The sequence below is a fragment of the Clostridioides sp. ZZV14-6150 genome (genome assembly GCF_020657875.1).
In the GTDB taxonomy this organism is placed as follows: domain Bacteria; phylum Bacillota; class Clostridia; order Peptostreptococcales; family Peptostreptococcaceae; genus Clostridioides.
Window position 1 is genome coordinate 86,284 of the sequence record NZ_JAGWDA010000004.1, and the last position, 20,392, is coordinate 106,675.

At 28.3% G+C, this 20,392-nt stretch carries 23 protein-coding genes; 6 read left to right on the forward strand and 17 right to left on the reverse strand.

Going from position 1 to position 20,392, the window contains the following annotated elements; genetic code table 11:
- Positions 1-58 precede the first annotated feature (58 nt).
- A complete protein-coding gene (glpK, locus tag KGF41_RS06515) occupies positions 59-1,573 on the reverse strand; it encodes a glycerol kinase GlpK (protein WP_227839535.1) in 1,515 nt (504 codons plus the stop codon).
- A gap of 260 nt (positions 1,574-1,833) precedes the next feature.
- Between glpK and KGF41_RS06520 the strand changes: the two genes are divergently transcribed.
- From KGF41_RS06520 to KGF41_RS06530, 3 genes are all read left to right on the forward strand, one after another.
- Complete coding sequence (locus KGF41_RS06520) at positions 1,834-2,376, forward strand: TetR/AcrR family transcriptional regulator (RefSeq protein WP_227827252.1); 543 nt, start codon at positions 1,834-1,836, stop codon at positions 2,374-2,376.
- A gap of 4 nt (positions 2,377-2,380) precedes the next feature.
- Positions 2,381-4,888 carry an MDR family MFS transporter gene (locus tag KGF41_RS06525; RefSeq protein WP_227850167.1) on the forward strand — a complete coding sequence of 836 codons (2,508 nt, stop codon included), beginning with the start codon at positions 2,381-2,383 and terminating at the stop codon, positions 4,886-4,888.
- A 432-nt stretch (positions 4,889-5,320) separates the two neighbouring features.
- Entirely contained in the window at positions 5,321-5,728 is a 408-nt protein-coding gene (locus tag KGF41_RS06530) for a helix-turn-helix domain-containing protein (protein WP_227827250.1), read from the forward strand.
- A gap of 231 nt (positions 5,729-5,959) precedes the next feature.
- Here the strand turns inward: KGF41_RS06530 and KGF41_RS06535 are convergent, their stop codons facing one another.
- Both KGF41_RS06535 and KGF41_RS06540 read right to left on the reverse strand, forming a co-directional pair.
- Positions 5,960-6,169 carry a hypothetical protein gene (locus KGF41_RS06535; protein ID WP_227827249.1) on the reverse strand — a complete coding sequence of 70 codons (210 nt, stop codon included), beginning with the start codon at positions 6,167-6,169 and terminating at the stop codon, positions 5,960-5,962.
- A gap of 37 nt (positions 6,170-6,206) precedes the next feature.
- Positions 6,207-6,416, reverse strand: coding sequence for a helix-turn-helix transcriptional regulator (locus KGF41_RS06540; protein WP_227434281.1), 210 nt, complete (start codon positions 6,414-6,416; stop codon positions 6,207-6,209).
- A 298-nt stretch (positions 6,417-6,714) separates the two neighbouring features.
- Between KGF41_RS06540 and KGF41_RS06545 the strand changes: the two genes are divergently transcribed.
- Both KGF41_RS06545 and KGF41_RS06550 read left to right on the forward strand, forming a co-directional pair.
- Entirely contained in the window at positions 6,715-7,134 is a 420-nt protein-coding gene (locus KGF41_RS06545; protein ID WP_227827248.1) for a helix-turn-helix domain-containing protein, read from the forward strand.
- 227 nt (positions 7,135-7,361) lie between these two features.
- Positions 7,362-7,817 (forward strand): hypothetical protein, encoded by a 456-nt coding sequence (locus tag KGF41_RS06550; RefSeq protein WP_227434279.1) that lies wholly within the window; start codon positions 7,362-7,364, stop codon positions 7,815-7,817.
- Between the two features lie 214 nt (positions 7,818-8,031).
- Here the strand turns inward: KGF41_RS06550 and KGF41_RS06555 are convergent, their stop codons facing one another.
- The 14 genes from KGF41_RS06555 to KGF41_RS06620 all read right to left on the reverse strand — a co-directional run bounded on the left by KGF41_RS06555 (position 8,032) and on the right by KGF41_RS06620 (position 19,527).
- A complete protein-coding gene (locus KGF41_RS06555; RefSeq protein WP_227841947.1) occupies positions 8,032-8,289 on the reverse strand; it encodes a phage holin family protein in 258 nt (85 codons plus the stop codon).
- 129 nt (positions 8,290-8,418) lie between these two features.
- A complete protein-coding gene (locus KGF41_RS06560; RefSeq protein ID WP_227841948.1) occupies positions 8,419-9,231 on the reverse strand; it encodes a phage tail protein in 813 nt (270 codons plus the stop codon).
- A gap of 1 nt (position 9,232) precedes the next feature.
- Positions 9,233-9,850 (reverse strand): putative phage tail protein, encoded by a 618-nt coding sequence (locus tag KGF41_RS06565; protein ID WP_227850166.1) that lies wholly within the window; start codon positions 9,848-9,850, stop codon positions 9,233-9,235.
- Positions 9,847-10,899: a baseplate J/gp47 family protein gene (locus KGF41_RS06570; RefSeq protein WP_227850165.1), complete on the reverse strand. Its 1,053-nt coding sequence runs from the start codon at positions 10,897-10,899 to the stop codon at positions 9,847-9,849. The genes KGF41_RS06565 and KGF41_RS06570 overlap by 4 nt, the downstream gene beginning before the upstream one ends.
- On the reverse strand, positions 10,892-11,323 hold the full coding sequence (locus tag KGF41_RS06575; RefSeq protein ID WP_227841951.1) for a DUF2634 domain-containing protein: 432 nt from the start codon (positions 11,321-11,323) through the stop codon (positions 10,892-10,894). Before KGF41_RS06575 ends, KGF41_RS06570 begins: the two co-directional genes overlap by 8 nt.
- Complete coding sequence (locus KGF41_RS06580; RefSeq protein WP_227841952.1) at positions 11,323-11,649, reverse strand: DUF2577 family protein; 327 nt, start codon at positions 11,647-11,649, stop codon at positions 11,323-11,325. The genes KGF41_RS06575 and KGF41_RS06580 overlap by 1 nt, the downstream gene beginning before the upstream one ends.
- 14 nt (positions 11,650-11,663) lie before the next feature.
- Positions 11,664-13,148 carry an NlpC/P60 family protein gene (locus KGF41_RS06585; RefSeq protein ID WP_227841953.1) on the reverse strand — a complete coding sequence of 495 codons (1,485 nt, stop codon included), beginning with the start codon at positions 13,146-13,148 and terminating at the stop codon, positions 11,664-11,666.
- A gap of 270 nt (positions 13,149-13,418) precedes the next feature.
- Positions 13,419-13,841 carry a hypothetical protein gene (locus KGF41_RS06590; RefSeq protein ID WP_227841954.1) on the reverse strand — a complete coding sequence of 141 codons (423 nt, stop codon included), beginning with the start codon at positions 13,839-13,841 and terminating at the stop codon, positions 13,419-13,421.
- Positions 13,841-16,153: a hypothetical protein gene (locus KGF41_RS06595; RefSeq protein ID WP_227841955.1), complete on the reverse strand. Its 2,313-nt coding sequence runs from the start codon at positions 16,151-16,153 to the stop codon at positions 13,841-13,843. The genes KGF41_RS06590 and KGF41_RS06595 overlap by 1 nt, the downstream gene beginning before the upstream one ends.
- Positions 16,154-16,346: 193 nt before the next feature.
- Positions 16,347-16,793, reverse strand: coding sequence for a phage tail assembly chaperone (locus tag KGF41_RS06600; RefSeq protein ID WP_227841956.1), 447 nt, complete (start codon positions 16,791-16,793; stop codon positions 16,347-16,349).
- A gap of 87 nt (positions 16,794-16,880) precedes the next feature.
- Complete coding sequence (locus tag KGF41_RS06605) at positions 16,881-17,309, reverse strand: phage tail tube protein (RefSeq protein ID WP_227841957.1); 429 nt, start codon at positions 17,307-17,309, stop codon at positions 16,881-16,883.
- Positions 17,310-17,322: 13 nt separating this feature from the next.
- Positions 17,323-18,387, reverse strand: coding sequence for a phage tail sheath subtilisin-like domain-containing protein (locus KGF41_RS06610; protein ID WP_227841958.1), 1,065 nt, complete (start codon positions 18,385-18,387; stop codon positions 17,323-17,325).
- A gap of 4 nt (positions 18,388-18,391) precedes the next feature.
- On the reverse strand, positions 18,392-18,835 hold the full coding sequence (locus KGF41_RS06615; RefSeq protein WP_227827233.1) for a DUF6838 family protein: 444 nt from the start codon (positions 18,833-18,835) through the stop codon (positions 18,392-18,394).
- A 251-nt stretch (positions 18,836-19,086) separates the two neighbouring features.
- Positions 19,087-19,527: a hypothetical protein gene (locus KGF41_RS06620; RefSeq protein WP_227827232.1), complete on the reverse strand. Its 441-nt coding sequence runs from the start codon at positions 19,525-19,527 to the stop codon at positions 19,087-19,089.
- A gap of 468 nt (positions 19,528-19,995) precedes the next feature.
- On the opposite strand from KGF41_RS06620, the gene KGF41_RS06625 reads away from it, so the two are divergent.
- Entirely contained in the window at positions 19,996-20,316 is a 321-nt protein-coding gene (locus KGF41_RS06625) for a helix-turn-helix domain-containing protein (protein ID WP_227827231.1), read from the forward strand.
- The last annotated feature ends 76 nt before the right edge of the window (positions 20,317-20,392 follow it).

Sequence of the window (20,392 nt, forward strand, 5' to 3'; positions counted from 1 at the left end):
AAATAAAAAAGTAGAGCTTTACAAAAGCCCTACTTTTAAATTCAAATGCATCTAACCTTTAAAGGTCTTGCTCATCTTCTTTTTCCCAACTTAAAGCTCTTGACACAGCTTTCTTCCAACCTTTATATAATCTACTTCTCTTCTCTTCACTCATATTTGGATTAAACTCTTTTTCGACTGACCATTTTGATGTAATTTCATTTCTTCCAATATAGAATCCTACACACAATCCTGCTAAATAAGCAGCTCCCAAAGCTGTAGTTTCTACTATTTTAGGTCTATCTATATCTACATTTAGTATATCTGACTGGAATTGCATTAAGAAATTATTATTACTTGCTCCTCCATCAACCTTTAATGACTTTAATTTTAATTTTGAATCGTGTTGCATTGCTTCTAATACATCTTTTGTTTGGTACGCAATTGATTCCAATGTTGCTCTAATTATATGCTCTTTTTTTGCACCTCTTGTAATACCCAATATTGACCCTCTAGCATACATATCCCAATATGGAGCACCAAGACCTGTAAATGCAGGTACTACATACACACCATTAGTATCTTCTACTCTATTTGCATAAATTTCACTATCGCTTGCAGATTCAATCATTTTAAGTTCATCTCTAAGCCATTGGATAGATGCCCCTCCAATAAATATACTTCCTTCTAATGCATAAGTTACTTTTCCATCAACACCCCAAGCAATTGTTGTAAGCAAACCATGTTTAGATTTAACTATATTGTTACCTGTGTTCATAAGTAGAAAGCAACCTGTTCCATAAGTATTTTTTGCAGTACCTTCTTCAATACAATTTTGACCAAACAAGGCTGCTTGTTGGTCTCCTGCGCATCCAGCAATAGGTATTTTAGCTCCTGATAGCATACGTTCATCTGTATGACCATAGACATAGCTAGAAGGTTTTACTACTGGTAACATACTTATTGGTATATCTAGTTCTCGTAGTATGTCTTTATCCCACTCTAAGTTATTTATATTGTACATCATCGTTCTAGATGCATTTGAATAATCTGTTATATGTACTTTTCCACGCGTTAAGTTCCATATTAACCATGTATCTATAGTACCAAATAATAATTCGCCTTGTTCTGCTTTTTCTCTAGCACCTTCTACATTATCTAGTATCCACTTTATTTTTGTTGCTGAAAAGTATGCATCTATCAAAAGACCCGTTTTTTCCTTTATCGATTCCTCTAATCCTTTACTTTTGAGTACATCACAGATTTCTGATGTTCTTCTACATTGCCATACTATTGCGTTATAAATCGGTTTCCCAGTATACCTACTCCAAACAATGGTAGTCTCTCTTTGATTAGTTATACCTATTGAAGCAATTTCTTCTGGTCTTATACCTGCTGTTTCTATGACCTCTCTCATTACCCCACTTTGTGAACCCCATATTTCCATAGGGTCATGTTCTACCCAGCCAGCTTTTGGATAAATCTGTTTAAATTCCTTTTGCGCAATTTTTACTATTTCACCTTTTTTATTAAATAATATAGCTCTTGAACTAGTTGTTCCTTGGTCTAGTGCCATTACATACTTCTTTTCCATCATTTTACTCTCCTTATCATATAATAATATTATTAACTTATTAAAAAGAAAAATCTAATATTACATAATTTTAGTACATATTCCTGTTTAAATATAAAAAATATAAATTTAATTAGATTAAATACTTATATAATAAGACATTTATTTTACATCATATCTATATATTAATATTATACATTATAGCTTTCATATTGATTAATAAATTTTAAAGGTTTATAATAAACAGTGTTCATAATAATTTTAATAGAAGAGGTGGTCATATGCCTAAGATTTTAGAAAACGTTAAGGAAGATATACTAAAAGTGTCTCGAGATATGATTTTGGAAGAAGATTACTCAAATATTAGTATAAGAAAAATAGCTCAAAGGTGTGGTATAAGCGCAGGTACAGTATATAATTACTTCAAATCAAAACAAGAAATAATAGAATATATTACAAAATCAGAATGGGATTTATTGATAAGGCGAATTGAATACTCTAATAAAAATAGTGATAATTACATTGAAAAACTAAATATTATCTTTACAGAAATAAGAAATTTTATAAACAAGGTTCATAATATTCAATATGATGATTTTTTAGATACTTTTGGAGTGGAAAGATTTATCGAAATGAAAAAACATAAAAATGATTTTCATGAGCAACTTTCAAATAAAGTATATGAAGCTTTAGAACAAGAAAATTTCTTTAATAATGATAAATTAGTATGTAATATCATAATCAAAATGTTTTTTTCATACTCAACATATCTTCATATAGAATTTGAAGATTTAAAGCCATATATTGAAAAATTAATACATTAAGGTGGTGTTTACCTTGAATTCTAATACTAGTGTTCAAAGCAAAGATAATAATCCAAAGTTATTTTTAGTACTCACTCTCTATCTTCTAGGTATATTTATGGGAGCTATTGATACTGGAATAGTATCACCAGCAAGAACAATTATACAAAATAGCCTAGGTGTAAATGAAAAAACAGGAATTTGGATGATTACTATATATACACTAACATATGCGTCTGTAATCCCTATCTCTGGTAAATTAGCAGATAAAATAGGAAGAAAATATGTATATTTAGTTAGTATATTTCTATTTGGTAGTGGTTCATTAATCTGTGGATTATCATCATTATTTTCCAACTTTTATATTTTACTAATTGGCCGTGTTATACAAGCTATTGGTGGAGGCGGAATTATGCCAATTGCTACAGCAGAATTTGGAACCACTTTCCCAGAAAACAAAAGAGGCATGGCTTTAGGTTTAGTTGGAGCAACCTATGGTATTGCAAATATTTTAGGCTCAAGTATAGGTAGTACAATACTAAGTATATTTGGAACTCAAAATTGGAAATGGTTGTTTTTTGTTAATCTTCCAATATGCTTGGTTATAATTATTGGAGGAATACTATTTATTAAAAATAATAAGTCTCCATCTACAGAGAAAATAGATAAATTAGGAACATTAATGTTGATATGTATAATAGTATCTTTGTTATATGGTCTTATGAATATAGACTTTTTTAATTTTAAAAATTCTATACAAGATACATCAGTTTATCCTTATTTATTGACATTTATAATACTTATACCTATTTTTATATTTGTTGAAAATAAAGCTAAAGACCCTATTTTGAATTTCGAATATTTTTTAAATCCAAGAATACTAATAGTACTCATTCTATCTTTAATTGTTGGCATTGGAATGATGGGTATGGTATTTGTTCCACAATATGCTGAAAATGCATTAAAAATAAATGCTGGTTCTGGTGGATATTTTGTTGCCATATTAGGATTATTTGCAGGTATCGCTGCCCCTCTGAGTGGAAGACTTATCGATAAATTTGGTGCAAAAAAGATACTATTACTTGGATTTTCAGTATCTATGATAGGCTCTCTTTATCTAGTTTTAATTGCACTAAAAACCAATACAGTATTTAGTGTATGTGTAAGTCTAATATTTATGGGATTAGGAATGGGATTTACTATGGGAACACCTTTAAATTACATGATGCTTTCAAATACAAAAATAGAAGAATCTAATTCTGCACTTGCAACACTATCTCTGATACGCTCAATTGGAACTTCAATTTCGCCTGCAATAATGATTGGATTTATAGCACATGCGGGATTATCTGTACAGGATAATATTATGGATATAGTTGGTAAGCCATCAACACCTAAAATAGTTCAACTTGAAGAACTTGAAACTATGATAGATGATTTAAAGTCAGACCCAGAAATGGCTAAGAATTTAAAAAATATTTCTATACCAAATATGAACGATTCATCAAGTATTAATATGGATATGACAGATGGCAAACTACCAAAATACTTACTAGACAAAGTTCAATCAGCAGATACAACCAATATTACCAACATCACAAAAGAAATATCAACAACAATGTTTGATGAAAAAGTTCCTTCTGTAATTACAAAAATAGAATCAAATGTTCAAAAAGGAATAGATGGTACTCAAAGTGGAATAAATGGTATTGAGAAAGGTGAAAACAAACTAAACAGTGGCATCAAAGGAATTCAAACTGGTATTGACAATATGGTAAAAGCTAGAACTGGTATTAATCAAGGAATAGCTGGAATAAAAAAAGGTATCGCTGGAACTGATAAAGGCATAAAAGGTATGGAACAAGGTATAAAAAAACAAGATAAAGCTATAAATGAAATGACACTTGCTTATAATAAAATACCTACAATACCACAAGGTACTACTCCTCCTGATAACGAAAATTCATCAAATAATCAAGAACAAAATAACACTAGTAGTTCTGACTCAAACAGTAATAAAAATGATTCTACAGAAAATAAAAATAATAATTCTAGTGAGAATAAACCAAATTTAAATGAAAAAAAAGAAGCTCTAGATGCTCAAATACAACAACTTAAAAAAGCAAGAGCTGAGTTAAATACCAAATTACAAAAAACTAAGTCTCAAAGAAAACAATTAGGTAAAAAACTTAAAAACATGGAATCTCAAAAGAAAGAACTTCAGACAAAATTAAATGATTCCATGAATAAAAAACAAGACATGGAAAAAGGTTTTGACACAATGGAGCAACAAAAAAAATCGCTTCAATTAGTTCTAGCAAAGACACAGGAAGTAAAAGATGAAATACCAAAAGCTTTTAATAAGTCAAAACTCGATTATATAAATTCTATAGAAAACAATAAAATAAAAATAGAAAATACACTACAATCTACTCTAAATTTAGGATTTAGACAGATGTATATAACAGTTTTTTGTGTAAATTTACTTGCATTCATAATATTGTTATTCTATAAAGAAAACAAAACTAGATAAACAAGTCCAATAGTATTATATTGTAAGCTTATGCTATATTTTAAATATTTGAAATTCTTTATCTTTAACTAATATAAACTACAATATAATACTATTCTCTTCCTAATATCTATTCTTAATATAATTTTTATATATTCTTCATTATTAGAAAATTATATTTTCATATCCAAGTATACTTTAAAAGTAATCTATAAAATATATTATTAAAACTACTTTATTTTCAATATCTACTTTTGCCTATTAAAAGATATCTATAAATCAAAATAAACCATATATTTTCAATTATAATATGTTAAAATCATAGTATGAGTATATTAATTTAAGCAAAATGTCATTTAGACTTTATTTTAGTAATTTTATAGAACAAAAGGAATATATCTCGATTTTTAATGTCATTTAGACTTTTATTTATGAAAAGAAAGGAGTGTGTTCATGGATACTTTAGGAAAAAGAATTGCTTATTTGAGAAACTCCAGAAAACTTACCCAGCGTAAACTTATGGATATTTTAAAATTTGAAAACTTAGGTAAGTTTGAAACTGGAGGTAGGAAGCCTAATTGCGATATATTAATGTCAATAGCTGATTATTTTGATGTTAGCACTGACTGGCTTCTATATGGAAAAGAAAAAGTAAACTCCAATAATAGTGTTGAAGAAAATAAGGAAGATTATTTGTATAATCTACATGTAACTGATGACGAAATGATGATATTAAATCTCTATAGGCAATTGAATGAACGTGATAAAATAAAAATAGAAGGAATGCTAGAGTTTAAGATATCTGAATATAATGAATTAGAAAAACATTCTCCTTCTGATAGTAACGATAAACCAGTTTAAACATACATAACTTGATACGAATTTACATCATTTATAAAGATTCTTTTTTTGTGCTAAATTGACAACTAAAATATGGATATTAAGTTGCTCAAATAAACTATAATTTAATTACAAACACATTTATTGTAGTTAGATTAACATATCCATATTTTAGTTTATATGTTTTTTATATGTTTTTAAAAATATTCTATCTCACTATGTAATTCTTTCTATCTCTAATTAATATATTATTTATGTCTTTAATTCTTCCAACATCTTTTTATATACAATTGTACATCCTTTGTAATTTTCCTCTCTAAGAAGGATTGAACATGAAGTAGAATATTTAGTTAAAATATCCAGTTTTTCCATGTTTAAACTTCGTACACCATTGAGAGCTGTAATAAAATCATCAATTGCTCTACAGCACTCTATTACCCCTTCTGAATCTAATTTACACATAATAATATGCCCCTTCTTCATATATTAGTTATTAATATTAATCTTCTTCTGAATATTCTATATTAAGCAATTGATAAATTGATGATTTATATTTTTTTCCTGTTCTTCTGCCATTTAAAATAGCTGACAAATAGTTTTCATTAACACCGACTTTTTTTGCTAATTCTCTTTGAGTCATGTTTAATTCAATAAGCCTTTGCTTGACCTGTATTCCCAAAAAAGGTATCCATTTTTTTCGAGTATCCATTTAATCAAGTTTCCTTTCTAAGTGGATTTATATTTAATTTTATTATTAAATTTATACACCTCCCTCTGTTTAGTATATTTTTTAAATATGTACAAATATTAAGTACATGAATTTATTTAATACTAAATAAGATTTTTTGATTACTTTGTGCTAAAATTAGGATGTAATTTCGTATCATTAAATTAATTATAAGGTCACTTTGACCTTAAGTCAATATTTTTATGTCATTTTGACCTTAATTTTGCAACTATTTATATTTTAAAAAGTCTTTCTGACATTAATTGAATGGAGAGTGTTTATGGATACTTTAGGAGAAAGAATTGTTTATTTAAGAAAAACAAAAAAACTTAAGCAATATGAATTAGAAGAAATGTTAAACTGTGATAATTTGAGTAAATTTGAAAGAAATATTAGAAAACCAAATTATGAGATATTAAAATCCATAGCTGATATATTTAATGTTTCTGTAGACTGGCTATTAAATGGAGATAATATATCACAAGAATCAAATTTAATTTGCGATTCCTCACCAAACTATCCATTTAATAGCATAAGTTCTGATGAAATAAAACTTTTAAAAAACTTTAGAAAACTAAGTGATTATGATAGAGCAAAAATAGAAGGTATGATTGAATTAAAACTTCATGAATATGAAAAAGAGAAAGACTTTGAAAAAACTGAGTATAATAAAAATAAAGATAAAAAAATAGATGAATAATTTTTATGTTGCTTTTGATACGATTTTACATCATTTCTTTGCTCTAATATTTTTATTTCATTTATTTTCTTTTTTATAGTTTTATGATAAAATAATTAGTATATTTTGCTTTACTTGAATGTAATTATTTATACAAAAGTCAAACATAATATAAATGTAGTAAATTTTTAGTTTCAAGTAATCTCTCGTTATTATAACTAAATATTTATTAAAATTAGGAGGATAAAATGGGCTTAAAAGACAAATTCGCGCAATCATTTGCTAGATCAAAAACTATGAGTGGCCCTGAGAAAAAGGCTAATGAAATAATGGGTAAATTACTTCTTAAGAAGGCTATATTACCTATCGTTTTAATGTTCGTGATAATAATCGCTGGAGCTATGCTGAAAATCAATTCTTGGGTTACACTTGGCATAAATTTAGTTATTGCTGTTGGTGCTTTCTTCTACATAAGAAATTCTAGTAAAAAGTATCAAAACTTTAAACCTTATGTTGGCAATTTGATTAGTTTAGAGAAAAAAGGTAAAAAAGAGTATGTTGCTATCATAAAACAAGGTAAATTACCAGTTAAATTACAAATTGCTTATGGTGGTGAAGACCTTGAACATATTAAGAAAAATCAAATGGTTCAAATAAGTTATAATCCAGATGCTAAGATAGCTATTTTAGTTAACAGACAATAATTTTATAGTTTAATTATAAAAAGAGGTAGCATTTAATGCTACCTCTTTTATATTTGTTCATTTTTTCAATTTTACCAATATATGTTGTTGCTCCTCCTAGTTTTAGCCATTTTACTATTAGGTCTATTAGGATTCTGTTTTCTTTTCCTTCGTATATATATCCAACTGTTCCTTTCCTGACAGTGTATGTCCTGATACTATTGCAACTTTCATACTATTTATCACCATCCCTAAATTGTTTGTAAGTTTGGTTTAAGCCTATTGCAACTCCCCAGCAAATCACTCCTTGTAGTACTGCACTAGCATTTAATCCTAGTATCCATATTGAAAAACATATTCCAAGTGCCAATAACACAATTGGAATATATTTATTATTTAGTTGTTTATATCTTTTACAACCTTCTCCTATAATATAAAGAGCAGCTACTAAGATTAGTAACTGCTCTGGTATAAAGTTCATTAAATTATCCATATATCTTCCTCACATTAAAATAACCTTGCTTGAATTGCAAAGACAAAGAATCCTACTAACATGGTAATTATTTCTCCTACTAACCATTTTAACATAGTACTAATTTTTACTTCTTTAAAGCTATAAACTTTAAATTGGTAACATATCTTTTATATCATTTATTAAACTAACTCTAGCAGTATTTACACTAACACATAACTCATCTATTGCCCCTTGGACATTAGTAGAATTAAGTTTACTTACTGTATTATCATAACTTGTTTTCTCTGCTGTTGTTTCTATACTATCAAGTCCTTGTTTTACCTCATTTACTGCATTTACAAGATTTGTTTTGTCTGTCGTATTGAGTAGTGTTGTATCTCCTATTTCACTATTAATTTCTGTCTTATTATCATCAATTTTAGTATTTAACTCTGTTTTAGTAGTTTCTATATCATCTGTCAAAGATATTTTAGTTATATCTATTTTTTTATCTAATTCTTGTATGTCTTTTAAAGTTGCTAAAATAACAGTTGGGTCAACCTTTAAATTTACACTTGATGTATTAGAAACTACCAAAATAATTCTTATAATTAAATCTTTTACACTTCCAGAATCAGCAGTTGGTTTATAAGTCTCTGGATATTTAGATACAGCTATAAGCTTATTATCTGAATCAAATATCCCAACTTCCCTTATCATAAATCCACCAATACTACCTGGTATTACAGTTTCTATAACTATCCAATTAGAATTTTCATCATCTATTTTTACATTACTTATATCACCTTCCCAAACAACCTTTTTAAGAGATGTTTGTTCCTCTGTTGGATTGTATTCATTTCCGCCACTATCTCCAAGTTGTAACTTCACTAAATCTACTTTCTTGCCAAGAGCAGTAGCATTTGCAATGGATGCTTTACCTGCTTTAGTCAAAATAGTATAGTATTTTTGCTCTGCCAATTTATATCGCCTCCTGTTTAGGATATAATATTACTTTTTCCATACTTCTATCATTTCCTGTAGTAATACTTATTTCTCCAAATATATCTATGTTTGATGGTGTCCATGGATATACAGTAACTGTTTCTCCTGTATTTACAGCAGTTCCACAAAATAATTCATTTTTATTCAACAAAATCATTTTAAACCTATGTTCTAAATGACATGGCTTTACATTTTCTAATACTTTATCCAACTCTACAATTGAATTATAACTACAATTATTAACTACAAATTCTAGTATAAATATAAATTCATTGCTAAGAACTTCTACTTCAACATTAGTCTTTGTATAGGCCTCACAGATGTTTTTTATAACCTCTATTTTAGTTGTTCCTAAACTTCGTATTTTGGCTTTTATGTTACTTCTTCTAGTTTCATAATTTAAATCTTCATTATTTTGAATACAAAGTATTTGTTCCCACATATCAAGACCCCATGTGGATGTATCAACAAACATTTGATTTATAGTATCATCAATATTTTCCTTCAATAAAGATAATTCAGCATCATAAGAGTTTTGTATTGCTTCAACTATATAATTTTTATAAAATGATGGAAGTTTATCAATTAATTTCATAAAACTTCCACCTCACTAAAATTTAAAGTTGTAACACTAGGTATTTTATCATCCTCAATTTCTATGTTATCTGTTGAATTATTTACAAGTAAATTACTTAAATCATGGACTCCAGAAGTACTTATTAAAATACCCAAAATTTTTGTATAAACAATTTCTCCAGTTATGGTTCTAAAATATTGATTTATTTTTTCCAAAAAGCTATTTTTTACCATATCCAAAGTGTATCCATCTTCTAATTCCATAGAAGCACTTATACTTATATTTAGAGGTACTGGAGTAGTTACTGTTAAGGTTGGCCCTATTGGCATTTCTTCTTCAATATGTTCTCTACATTTATTTATTATTTCTTCTTCAACAGACTGATTATTTTGACCAAATAGAAGAACTTTAACCGTTCCAGCACCATTCCATCTTGGATATACCTTTGCATTATATACACCATCAACCTCTAAAGCCCATTCTTCATAATGAGCTTTATTTCCACTTGTTGCTTGATTCTTTTGTATTTTGAAAAATCTTTCTCTCAATTCTTCATCAGTTTCAATTTCTGTGCCACCTGAAAATTTATTTATATTTGTTATCTTTTCAACCCCAAATATAGTATCATTTAACTTAAATTCACAGTCAGATGGTAGATTATATTTAGTTCCAATTTCTAATGCTTGAACTGGACTTATATTCCCTTCTTCATCACCAATTACAACATCCTTTATTACTACAAATAATAAATCTTTATAAGAGATAATTGTTCCATTTGCTATTTCTACACCATTATCTCCTATAAACTCAACTTCCCCAGTAGCTTCACTACCAAGTTTTCTATATACACCAAACTCATTTACTCTTTTATCTAGTAATTGGTCATAAGTATCTTCAATAAAGGCCATTTTATGTATATTAGAAAGTTCAACATACATTTTAGCAAGTTCAAAGTTATTTCCAGAAACCATACCATTTAAAAAAGAGCCTTCTCCTTTATAAACATCTAGATTTATATTTTTAAGAGTTCTATTCTTTATTACTTCATAGGTTTGTTCACTATACATTTATTTCCACCTCCCCATAGATAGTGGATATTTTTATATCTGCACTTAATATATCTTTTTTAAAGTTAGTGTTTACTACATTTACTTGTAAAATGTATGGATTCATCAATAAAGCTTCTTTTATATATCTGGATGCTTCACTTTCTGTAAGGCCTTTGCTGTACTTTTGTCCTATTAAATCAGTCAATTCAGTTCCATAATCATCTGAGTAAATTTCATGTTCGTATTTATTTGTTTTTATACATTTATAAACCCAAACTCTTATGGCCTCATTTTTTTCAACAGTCTTAAAATCACCATTTTCTAATATTGGTTCATCTTTTTCAAAGTCCCATGCTACCTCACGGAATAACCCTAATTCTTCTTTTTTAGGGATTTCATAATCCTCTGGAACACCTATAAATGGAAATATTATATTAGACATTATAAACTCACCAACTTACTTACTATTGCAAATTTTTCTCCAACTTTAAACATTATTACTGTATCTCCTTTATTGAGTTGGCTAGTAAGTGGTTCCTTCAATTCATGGGTATGATTATCAAACTGTTTTGTTATAAAATCCTTTGTTGCTCTATCAAACAACCAACAGTCTATAAGTAAATTGTCTTTATCTAAAATTATATTGTTCATTGATACTTTTAAATCAGGCAATTTATTTACTATTATTCCAATAAAAAAAGAAGGTTCATTATGAAATTTACCTTCTTCTCTCATTATTCCAATAAATTCATTGATTGGATTAGCCACTATATCACCACCTTTTATAGAACTCTTTTTGCATTATGAAAATCTTTTCTCTTACTTAATTTACTTATTTTTACCACATCTCCAGTACTTGGAGCATGTATAAATTCTCCATTACCTATATACATCCCAACATGATGAACTTCTTTTCCAAAAAACACTAAATCTGAGGGTTGTAAATTATTTTTACCTACATCTTTTCCATGTCTAGATTGCTCTTTAGATGTTCTTGGTAATTTTACCCCTACTTTATTAAAACAATATACCATTAGACCAGAACAATCAAACCTATTTGGCCCAGTGGCACCCCACTTATAAGCTTTTCCTCTATGCTTCATGGCCTCATCTATAACTGTCTTAGCTCTTCCTGATGCATTGATAGAATATGTGCCATCTCCTATAACTGCTTTTCCATTCTTTTTACCCCAAACATTACATTCTTTGTTACTAGCCATCAATATATCAAAGTGATACACTCCATCTTTTATATTTATTGCTCCTCCTCTATCAGTAACAGTATAGACTTTTCCATCTCTAGATGTACCAGTTCCCTTTACTTGTATCTTTGTTCCAAATTTGATACTCTTTGGTGCTGCGCAAGTATTCTTTTTAGGGTCTAGTCTATTACCTTGTGCATCATAAAGTCCACCTTCCATAGAATTATTTGCAGGGTAATATGCAGTAAATAAGGCTTTAACCTCATTCCCATTCATAATACCATCACCACTATCAACAAGTTCCTTTTGCTCATCTTGCCCTACAGACTTTTCATCCATAATATTTTGAAAATTAAGTTCTAGTTCAATTTGATAATCTCCATTTTGCCATGTATGTTTATCTGTATCTATATAAAATAACCCTACTAACTTAGTATATGAATCTTTTACTTTTACACCTCTACCAGTTACACAACTTGTATCTCCATATCCTTTTAGAGAACAAGTCCTTTCAATTCCTTTAAACTCACTTTCTATATCTGTTGTACTATTTTCTTGTTGTTGTATAACTTTTTGCATTATTACATTTACTTCTTTAAATAGTGAATCATTAACCTTTTCACTAATCTTATTTCCATATTGGTCAACTACCAACACTTTATTTTTTACATTTTCCATACTTTCTGAAAAAGTTGTATTGATAAGGTTAAATCCTTCTTCAAAAGTAACATTTAATGTAACAGTTCCTTTCTCAATAACATTAAATTTATCAAGATTAGCTTCTATCATATATTTTTTCTTTGTAGTCTTACTTGCTTCTGTATAAGCACTCATTATGGTATCATATCCATTTACAGATATAAACATTTTAGTATATTTTACATTTGTCTTTGGTATATTCCCAATTGCAAGCTTATTATCTGCAAATACTTGCTTTGCAATATCCTCTACTAACTTGTCCTTAAAATTATAGGACACTTCACTTTGTAAAAGTAAAAATCCCATATCTTTAGCTGTAAAATTGATGTTAACACTACTTGAGTCTTTAGACCTATTAATTATCATTCCTCTAAAAAGTTCTTTTTCATCTACATAAAAACAAACTGTACTAGCTATTGGAATATCAATCTGTTGAAAATTAATATCAGAAGCTGACTGTACTATAGAAAACTCTAATGTTCGTGATGGAGACTTATAATCTCCAGACCAAGAAACTGTATCTACAATATTACTTATATCATATATATTTCCGTTTTTTATGTGTACCCAAATCTTTATAATAAAAAATCACCTACCTTTTTATTTAACTTTGAGTAATTTTTTATAACAATTACACTACTTTTTAGGATTTGCTCTAGGTATCTGTAGTCTTTTATATTCTCTTAAATCCAATGAAAAGTACACATCTCTTGTGCCATCTTTTTCTTCATAGCTAAAACCTTCTATTATCACTTCCATATTTATATTTGTTTCTGTAACTGTAAATCTCAATATGAAACCTTCATTCATCCATCTTTGGATTTTATTTACACAATCATAAGGTGATGGAAATCCGTTATAATTACAGAAAGAATATTCTTTATTTGGAAAAAAACTAGATATATTGATACTTCTAAGGGCTACTCCTCCAAAGGTTGCTACTTCTCCAACTTTAAGTATATTTGATGAGTTTATAGTTGCTTTTCCATTTATACTTATTGATGCTGGTATTACTGGAAATCTAAACCTATCTTCAGCTTGTCTAAGCCACATTTCCATTATAGAACACCTCCTAGTTGTGCCATTTGTATGCTTGCAACTAATTTTGATGTTACTTTTTCAATATCAGCTTCTTCTCTAATTACTATTGTATCAGCTAATTTGGCTATGCTTATATTTCCACCATTTTTTCCACTTCTATATTGATTTGCTTCTTGCTTAGTTAAAACCATTTCACCTTCATGAAGTCTTGCTGAATATTCATTGTAAGGTACATAGTTTAATCCAAATGCAACTCCTGCTGCATCCCCAGCCTTTGTTCCAGCAGATGGATTCTCTTTATAATTTTTTTTGCTTTTTTCCACTAAATTTAAAACAGTTCCTGTTATACTTCCATTTTTCATCTTATTAACCATAGTTTGCCACCACTTGCATATATCTTTAACTATTTTACACACTTTATCTAGTATGTTAAAGAAAGCTCCTAATATAGGCTCTATAATTTTCCATCCAGCTTCTAACAAAGGTCCAAGTGTCTCCCATACTGTTTTCCATATAACTCCTAATGTTTCTATAAAGTTATTTATTTGAGGAGCATATTCTCCTAAAAAAGTAAAAATTCTTGTAATAATAGGACTAACAGCTTCTACAACAGGTCCAATCAATTGAAATGCAGTTGTTACCACAGTACCAAATATACTTATTATACCTTGTGCAACTGGTGATTTATTATTTATACTGTCTAATAATCCATTAACTAGATTTACTATAGGAAGTAATGAATTTGTTAATGCTGTAAAATCAATATTTTGAGCAAGCATCTGACCTGTATTACCTATTGCTCCTGGAATATGCCCTAACGCTGTAGCTGTCTGAGTTTCAATCGGATTTTGTTTATTTTCAGCAATCTTTCTTCCATTCATTACATCTGCTACTTTTTGAGAAAATCCACCCAAACTTTGTGGTACCTTTTCTAAAAATGAATTTATCTTTTTTAATCCACCTTGTAATATAGTATCAAATGGTTCAATCATGTTATTCAATCCCATATCAATATAAGTTGATGCACTAGACAATAAACCAGGAATTGTACCAGCCATTTCACCAGCTAATCCATTTTGCTTCTCCTTTATACCTTTAAGCGCATCATCAAATGTTTTATAATTTTCTCCAACCAAAGTATTAAGAGCATCCATATTTCCTTTTGATGCACTTACAAAAGCTGCTGACACATCTTGTTCACTACTAGTATCCATATTTAGTGCTCTGACATCTACCATAGCCTGAGTTATATCCTTTGATTTACTAGTATCTCCTCCACCAATCATCATTGCCTTAGTACTCATTGAGATAACTTCACTAGGATCAAAAGGTGTTTTTAATGCAACATCTTTTACTATATCATCATAATACTCATTAGCTTCAGACTTAGCTTTAACCTTATCTTTAATTCCTGTGGTTCTTTGAACAACATTAGTTAAAACAGCTTTTTGATTTTGTCCTTTACCTACTAAATCTACACCTTTTTTTACAGCTTCGCCTACTGAAAATCCATTAGTAATATCAGATATTTTGTCTTTTATTCCTCCTAATACACTACTTGCTTTATCTTTTATTGAAATAGCCCCACTCCATACTCTCCCAGCAAATTGCTTTAATTTTGATAAAGTACCTATTAAAACATTTTTAGCTAAGTCTTTAACTGAAATGGCACTAATCCATTTACTATTTTTAATTTTATTTAATATATTTAGTGTATTTTGGACGAAGTTACTTCCTTTTACATCCATCACTAATCTACTATTAAAAATTTTATTCTTAAATCCAGGTAATTTATCAGTAACCATTTTTTTAGGAACATCTAGTGTTCTAGTTTTGACACGCTGAACAATATCTTGTACAGTTTTTATTTTTGTAGGTTTATTACCTCCTGCTTTCTTAACCTCAGAATTATCATTTTGTGACCTTGCATTTGGATGTGTATTTCTTCCTTTTTTACTATTTGCAACTTGTGATAATCTAACTAACTTACTTCTAGCCTTTTCTGCACTGCTTCCAATTATCTCTAAGTCTTCACTAAAGTCTTTACTTGCTGAATTTGTATTATTCATACTTACAGTCATTTTTTCTATGGAAGAATTTACACTTTTTATACTGTCTTTCATTTTTTTTATAGAAGAATTTACACTACTTATACTATTACTTGCGCTAGCCATAGAACTCTTAATATTATTTGCCATTGCATTTGTTGAAGGAGAAACAGATACAGTAACTCTTCTAAAAGTTTCAGTAACTGCTATGATTTGTTTCATTTTAGGAGTGTAATTATCTGTAAGATACATATTTATACTTTCTTCCTTTACATTACCCACTATATACCACCTCCCGTCAAAGGACAAACTCCATATCCATTCTTCATTTTCTCAACTTCTTCCTCAATTTCTAAGGCGAAAAAAGCTTCAATAAGCTTTAATTCGCCTTTATCCATTGCATAAAAAAGGGACGGTCTAATACCTTTTTTCTTCCAATAATAATACATTATTGTCGTTTTAGTATCCGTCCCTATTAGTTTTTTACCTCTTCTATTACTGCATTTTTACCATAACCCATTACATCTTGAAGGATTCTGTATAAATTAGTAATTTCGCCTGGTAACAATAGCTTTCTCGCTAATTCCTTTGGAGTTGGAGCCTTAAATTTATCCATTAACTCCTTATTTTTAAATAAAAGATTTCCATCTAAATCACATATACCTTCTATAACTGTAAGCATCTGCATTTCTGGTAAATCTATATCTGTTTTCATATTCTCATCAATTTTAAGACATGTATTTTGTATCTCTTCATCTTTACTTATCGTTAAAGCTCTACACATTACTTTAAACTCTTGGCCAAATACATTAGATAGTCTTTTTAGTTCAACTATTGTACTTGGTCTTTCTAAATTTTCTGTATCTGCATTTAAAAGTAAGTCTACTATATTTATATTTTTTTGTAATCCATTTTCACTCATTATTATTTACTCCTTTATCAATAAATTTCTATTCACTGACTATTTATATTTATTAACTATCTATATTTATCAACTCTTCACACAAAACTAAATTATATCAAGGAAATCATACTCAGTAAATGTAAAAGGAGCTTCTATCTCTCCTTTTACTCCAACTTCCCAGTCAGCTAAAGTTAAGTCATCAAAAGCTATATTTTTCACGGCTATTCTTTCCGCTCCATAAGAATCTGGGTCATTTAACTTAGATATAGCTACAAATCTAGGTTCAGAACCTCTTTTTATTTTTTCTCCAATTAGCTTATGCAATCTTGAGCTAACATGATATAAAGTTATTGAACCTTTCCCTTTGTATCCCATATACTTCGTATCAGTTCCCATTTGACCTGCTATTATAATGTCTTCTTTTGTAAATTCCATCTTTGCTTGAAATTTCTTTACTTCTGCTACTTTATCTCCATCAAGCCAAAGTTCTCCCCAAGTACCACTCATTACATTTCTAGCTTCCATATTTGCCATATTAATAATCCTCCTATATTTCTATTGATAAATCTATATCTTCCATAGCATCTAACATCTTTATTTTTGCTATTAAGAATACTTTTGAGCCTGTATTAGCTTCTCTTATTTCTTGCTCTTTCATATTAGATATGTCTATATTTTTAGATTTTAAATACTGTTTTTGTGATTCTATATCAATATCTATAATTGAACCAGCTTCTATTAATTCTTCTTTTTCTAATTCCTCTAGATATTCTTTTATAGCCACTATTAATATACATTTATTATCATAACTATTAGGAATCTTGCCTATATAATCATCTATTATTACTTTCTTTATATCATTATTTATAATATCCAAAGTGTCAACTATCTTGATTTTTTGGAACATCGCTCCTTTTTCTTCAGTTAAATCAGTTAAAGAATTTATTCCTCTAGCAATTCTTATAGCTCCAGCTTCTTTAATAAGAATAAGCTCTCCATTATTAACTTTTGACTCTGCATCGGCTTTAGTAATTTTAGGTATATCAACAACATCACTAAGCTTAGTATAAGTTATTGATTGACTTAAAGGTGTCCCTGTTATAATACCAGCTATCCTACTCGTAAACTCATCAGCACTATACTTCTTTGTTCCAACTAGTGCATCTTCTGTAGTAAAATTAATTATTCCCTCATGATTTCCTGCAACTTTGCCCAATATAGCTTTAACTTTAACTTTGTCTGTATCTCTAAGTTTAATTATCCAGCTTTTGATAACAGTCTTATCAGCTTCTATTGCTTTAGGCATGCATAAATAATTAAATTCTTTAGTTTCTAAAAAGTCTAAGGCACTTTGAACCTCTTCCTCTTCTCCTAGCACATAAACTAATACTTTATTTGGTGCATTGACATTTCCCATCAAAGCCATATTTATATAGTCTTTATTTTCAACAGATAAATCAGCTGGTATATCTTCTTTTTCATGTATTTCATTGAATCCTAGTGCTTTGGTATCTTTAAGCACTATTGCAATTATTCCTCTAGCTGAACGCTCTTTAACAGTTGTAGCTAGCTCCTTAAATGATATATTGATACTTGGTAATCCTATAGCCATACTATCACTCTCCTAAGTTTAAATTTATTTCTTCCATATTTTCATATACTTCTTCTTCCTCATATATACTATCAAGAAAGTTTAATGTAATTGAAAAGTTCAATGTATAAATTGACTCTTCTTTTTTAATACTTTGTTCAATTTTAGTTATATTTAATTTTCTATTTCTTACATTTACAGTTCTATTAAATAGTTTATCAAGTTCATCTGAAACTTCATACATTCTTATATTATTTGATTGTGGTCTTGGTAAATATTTTATAGACATAACAACATCTTTGTTGTTTGTCTTTAACATTATGGGTGTGCAAAGAGCTGATACCATACTTACAAAAAAACAAGACCCTTCAGAGCCTTGCACACTTTCATCATCAATAAAAATACTTTCATCAAAACTTTTTTTAAGTATATCAATAATTGTTTCTAATATTTCTTTGTATTTAAGCAAATAATCACCACTCTATCACTAAATATTTTTTTACTTAATGTGACAATCTTCTTATGAGTAGCATAAGTAATTTTTAAAGATACATCTAATTTCTCTATTGTTATGTTCCCTCTATATTTTTAGGTAATATCATATTTTTCAATTCCTCACCTCCCTCACTATAGATTTCTTTCACAATAACATTATCTCACATATTTTAGAGGGTGTTGTTGCTATAGTGTATATAAAGTGTCGTAAAAGTGTTATGTTTTTTATAATATTTCACTTAGCTTACAAATCATCTTTTTCTTTAAGTTGTAGCAAGAAGTTCTATCTAAATGCAATTTCATAGAAATATATGTCATGTTATTTTTTGTCTTACTATTATAGAATAGATTAAAAAATTCCATTTCCATATCATTTAGACAAGTTAGAGCATTTTCTATTTTTTCCTTTTCTATTTCTATATCATCTTTTTCCATTTTTAATTTTCTTAATCTCTCCTCTTTTTTTACAACTTCATTTTCAACAGAAGAGCTTATATTATATGTAGTACTAGTCTTTTCAGTATAAACTACAGCTCCACATCCAAAGTATTCATTTTCACATCTTTTTATATCTAGGTTAATATTCTTTATCTTTACATCCAAATACTTGTAATTATGTAATCTTTCATCTGTTTCCTTAAGTAATATATCTTTTTTATTATCCATTATATTTCTCCTTTTTATATTTTATTGTCTTTAGCTTTAACTTTATAATGATAGTTTCTAATCAATAGTTTTATTGCAAATTCCACAATCTTTAAAGAACATTTTGTTCTATATATATTCAAAAAATTTTATCTATATTTTGTTCTAAAATAACAGAATTTTTTTATGCAAAATGAATCATAAATTTTTATGTTTCTTTCTATTCTTGATACATAATTATTTGTAATTCCTACTTTTTTCAAGTTTAGCTTGTGCCAGACTCATAGATTCTCTGTAATCTTTTAAATTATTTTTAAACATGCTTTTCTCCTCCTAGTATAATTAAGAATATTTTGTTCTTATCTATTACCATTATATAGAATCGTTTGTTCTTTATCAATATTTTTTAGAAAAAATTATTCTTTTTTCTTTTATTAGTTTTAATTTTTAGAACAATTTGTTATAATTTATACATAAGGTGGTGTTATAATGTTTGCCAAAAGATTAAGAGAACTTAGAAAGGAATTTGGATTTACTCAAAGAGAACTTGGTGAAAAAGTAGGAGTTTCTCAAAGAGTTTTAGGATACTATGAAACAGAAAACAGATTTCCTGATGAACATATTTTAAATAAATTGGCTGATGTATTTAATGTATCAGTTGATTACCTTCTTGGAAGAACCTTGGTTAAGGAAAATATTGACACTGTTGCGGCACATAGAAAAAATCCACATGAAGACTTGCCTGAAGAAGCTCAAGAACAACTTAATGATTATATAGAATTTTTACTAGATAAATATAAAAAAAAATAAACTATATAATGAGCAGATTTATTTCTCTGCTCTTTTAATATAACTTTTCATCAAACATACATTCTATATTAGGGGG

Excerpts from the sequence above, each read along its gene's own strand:
- glpK (WP_227839535.1), bottom strand. The coding sequence starts at position 1,573 with ATGGAAAAGAAGTATGTAATGGCACTAGACCAAGGAACAACTAGTTCA.
- KGF41_RS06520 (WP_227827252.1), top strand. The coding sequence starts at position 1,834 with ATGCCTAAGATTTTAGAAAACGTTAAGGAAGATATACTAAAAGTGTCT.
- KGF41_RS06530 (WP_227827250.1), top strand. The coding sequence starts at position 5,321 with ATGGATACTTTAGGAAAAAGAATTGCTTATTTGAGAAACTCCAGAAAA.
- KGF41_RS06535 (WP_227827249.1), bottom strand. The coding sequence starts at position 6,169 with ATGTGTAAATTAGATTCAGAAGGGGTAATAGAGTGCTGTAGAGCAATT.
- KGF41_RS06540 (WP_227434281.1), bottom strand. The coding sequence starts at position 6,416 with ATGGATACTCGAAAAAAATGGATACCTTTTTTGGGAATACAGGTCAAG.
- KGF41_RS06545 (WP_227827248.1), top strand. The coding sequence starts at position 6,715 with ATGGATACTTTAGGAGAAAGAATTGTTTATTTAAGAAAAACAAAAAAA.
- KGF41_RS06550 (WP_227434279.1), top strand. The coding sequence starts at position 7,362 with ATGGGCTTAAAAGACAAATTCGCGCAATCATTTGCTAGATCAAAAACT.
- KGF41_RS06555 (WP_227841947.1), bottom strand. The coding sequence starts at position 8,289 with ATGGATAATTTAATGAACTTTATACCAGAGCAGTTACTAATCTTAGTA.
- KGF41_RS06565 (WP_227850166.1), bottom strand. The coding sequence starts at position 9,850 with ATGAAATTAATTGATAAACTTCCATCATTTTATAAAAATTATATAGTT.
- KGF41_RS06570 (WP_227850165.1), bottom strand. The coding sequence starts at position 10,899 with ATGTATAGTGAACAAACCTATGAAGTAATAAAGAATAGAACTCTTAAA.
- KGF41_RS06575 (WP_227841951.1), bottom strand. The coding sequence starts at position 11,323 with ATGTCTAATATAATATTTCCATTTATAGGTGTTCCAGAGGATTATGAA.
- KGF41_RS06585 (WP_227841953.1), bottom strand. The coding sequence starts at position 13,148 with ATGATAATTAATAGGTCTAAAGACTCAAGTAGTGTTAACATCAATTTT.
- KGF41_RS06590 (WP_227841954.1), bottom strand. The coding sequence starts at position 13,841 with ATGGAAATGTGGCTTAGACAAGCTGAAGATAGGTTTAGATTTCCAGTA.
- KGF41_RS06600 (WP_227841956.1), bottom strand. The coding sequence starts at position 16,793 with ATGAGTGAAAATGGATTACAAAAAAATATAAATATAGTAGACTTACTT.
- KGF41_RS06605 (WP_227841957.1), bottom strand. The coding sequence starts at position 17,309 with ATGGCAAATATGGAAGCTAGAAATGTAATGAGTGGTACTTGGGGAGAA.
- KGF41_RS06610 (WP_227841958.1), bottom strand. The coding sequence starts at position 18,387 with ATGGCTATAGGATTACCAAGTATCAATATATCATTTAAGGAGCTAGCT.
- KGF41_RS06620 (WP_227827232.1), bottom strand. The coding sequence starts at position 19,527 with ATGGATAATAAAAAAGATATATTACTTAAGGAAACAGATGAAAGATTA.
- KGF41_RS06625 (WP_227827231.1), top strand. The coding sequence starts at position 19,996 with ATGTTTGCCAAAAGATTAAGAGAACTTAGAAAGGAATTTGGATTTACT.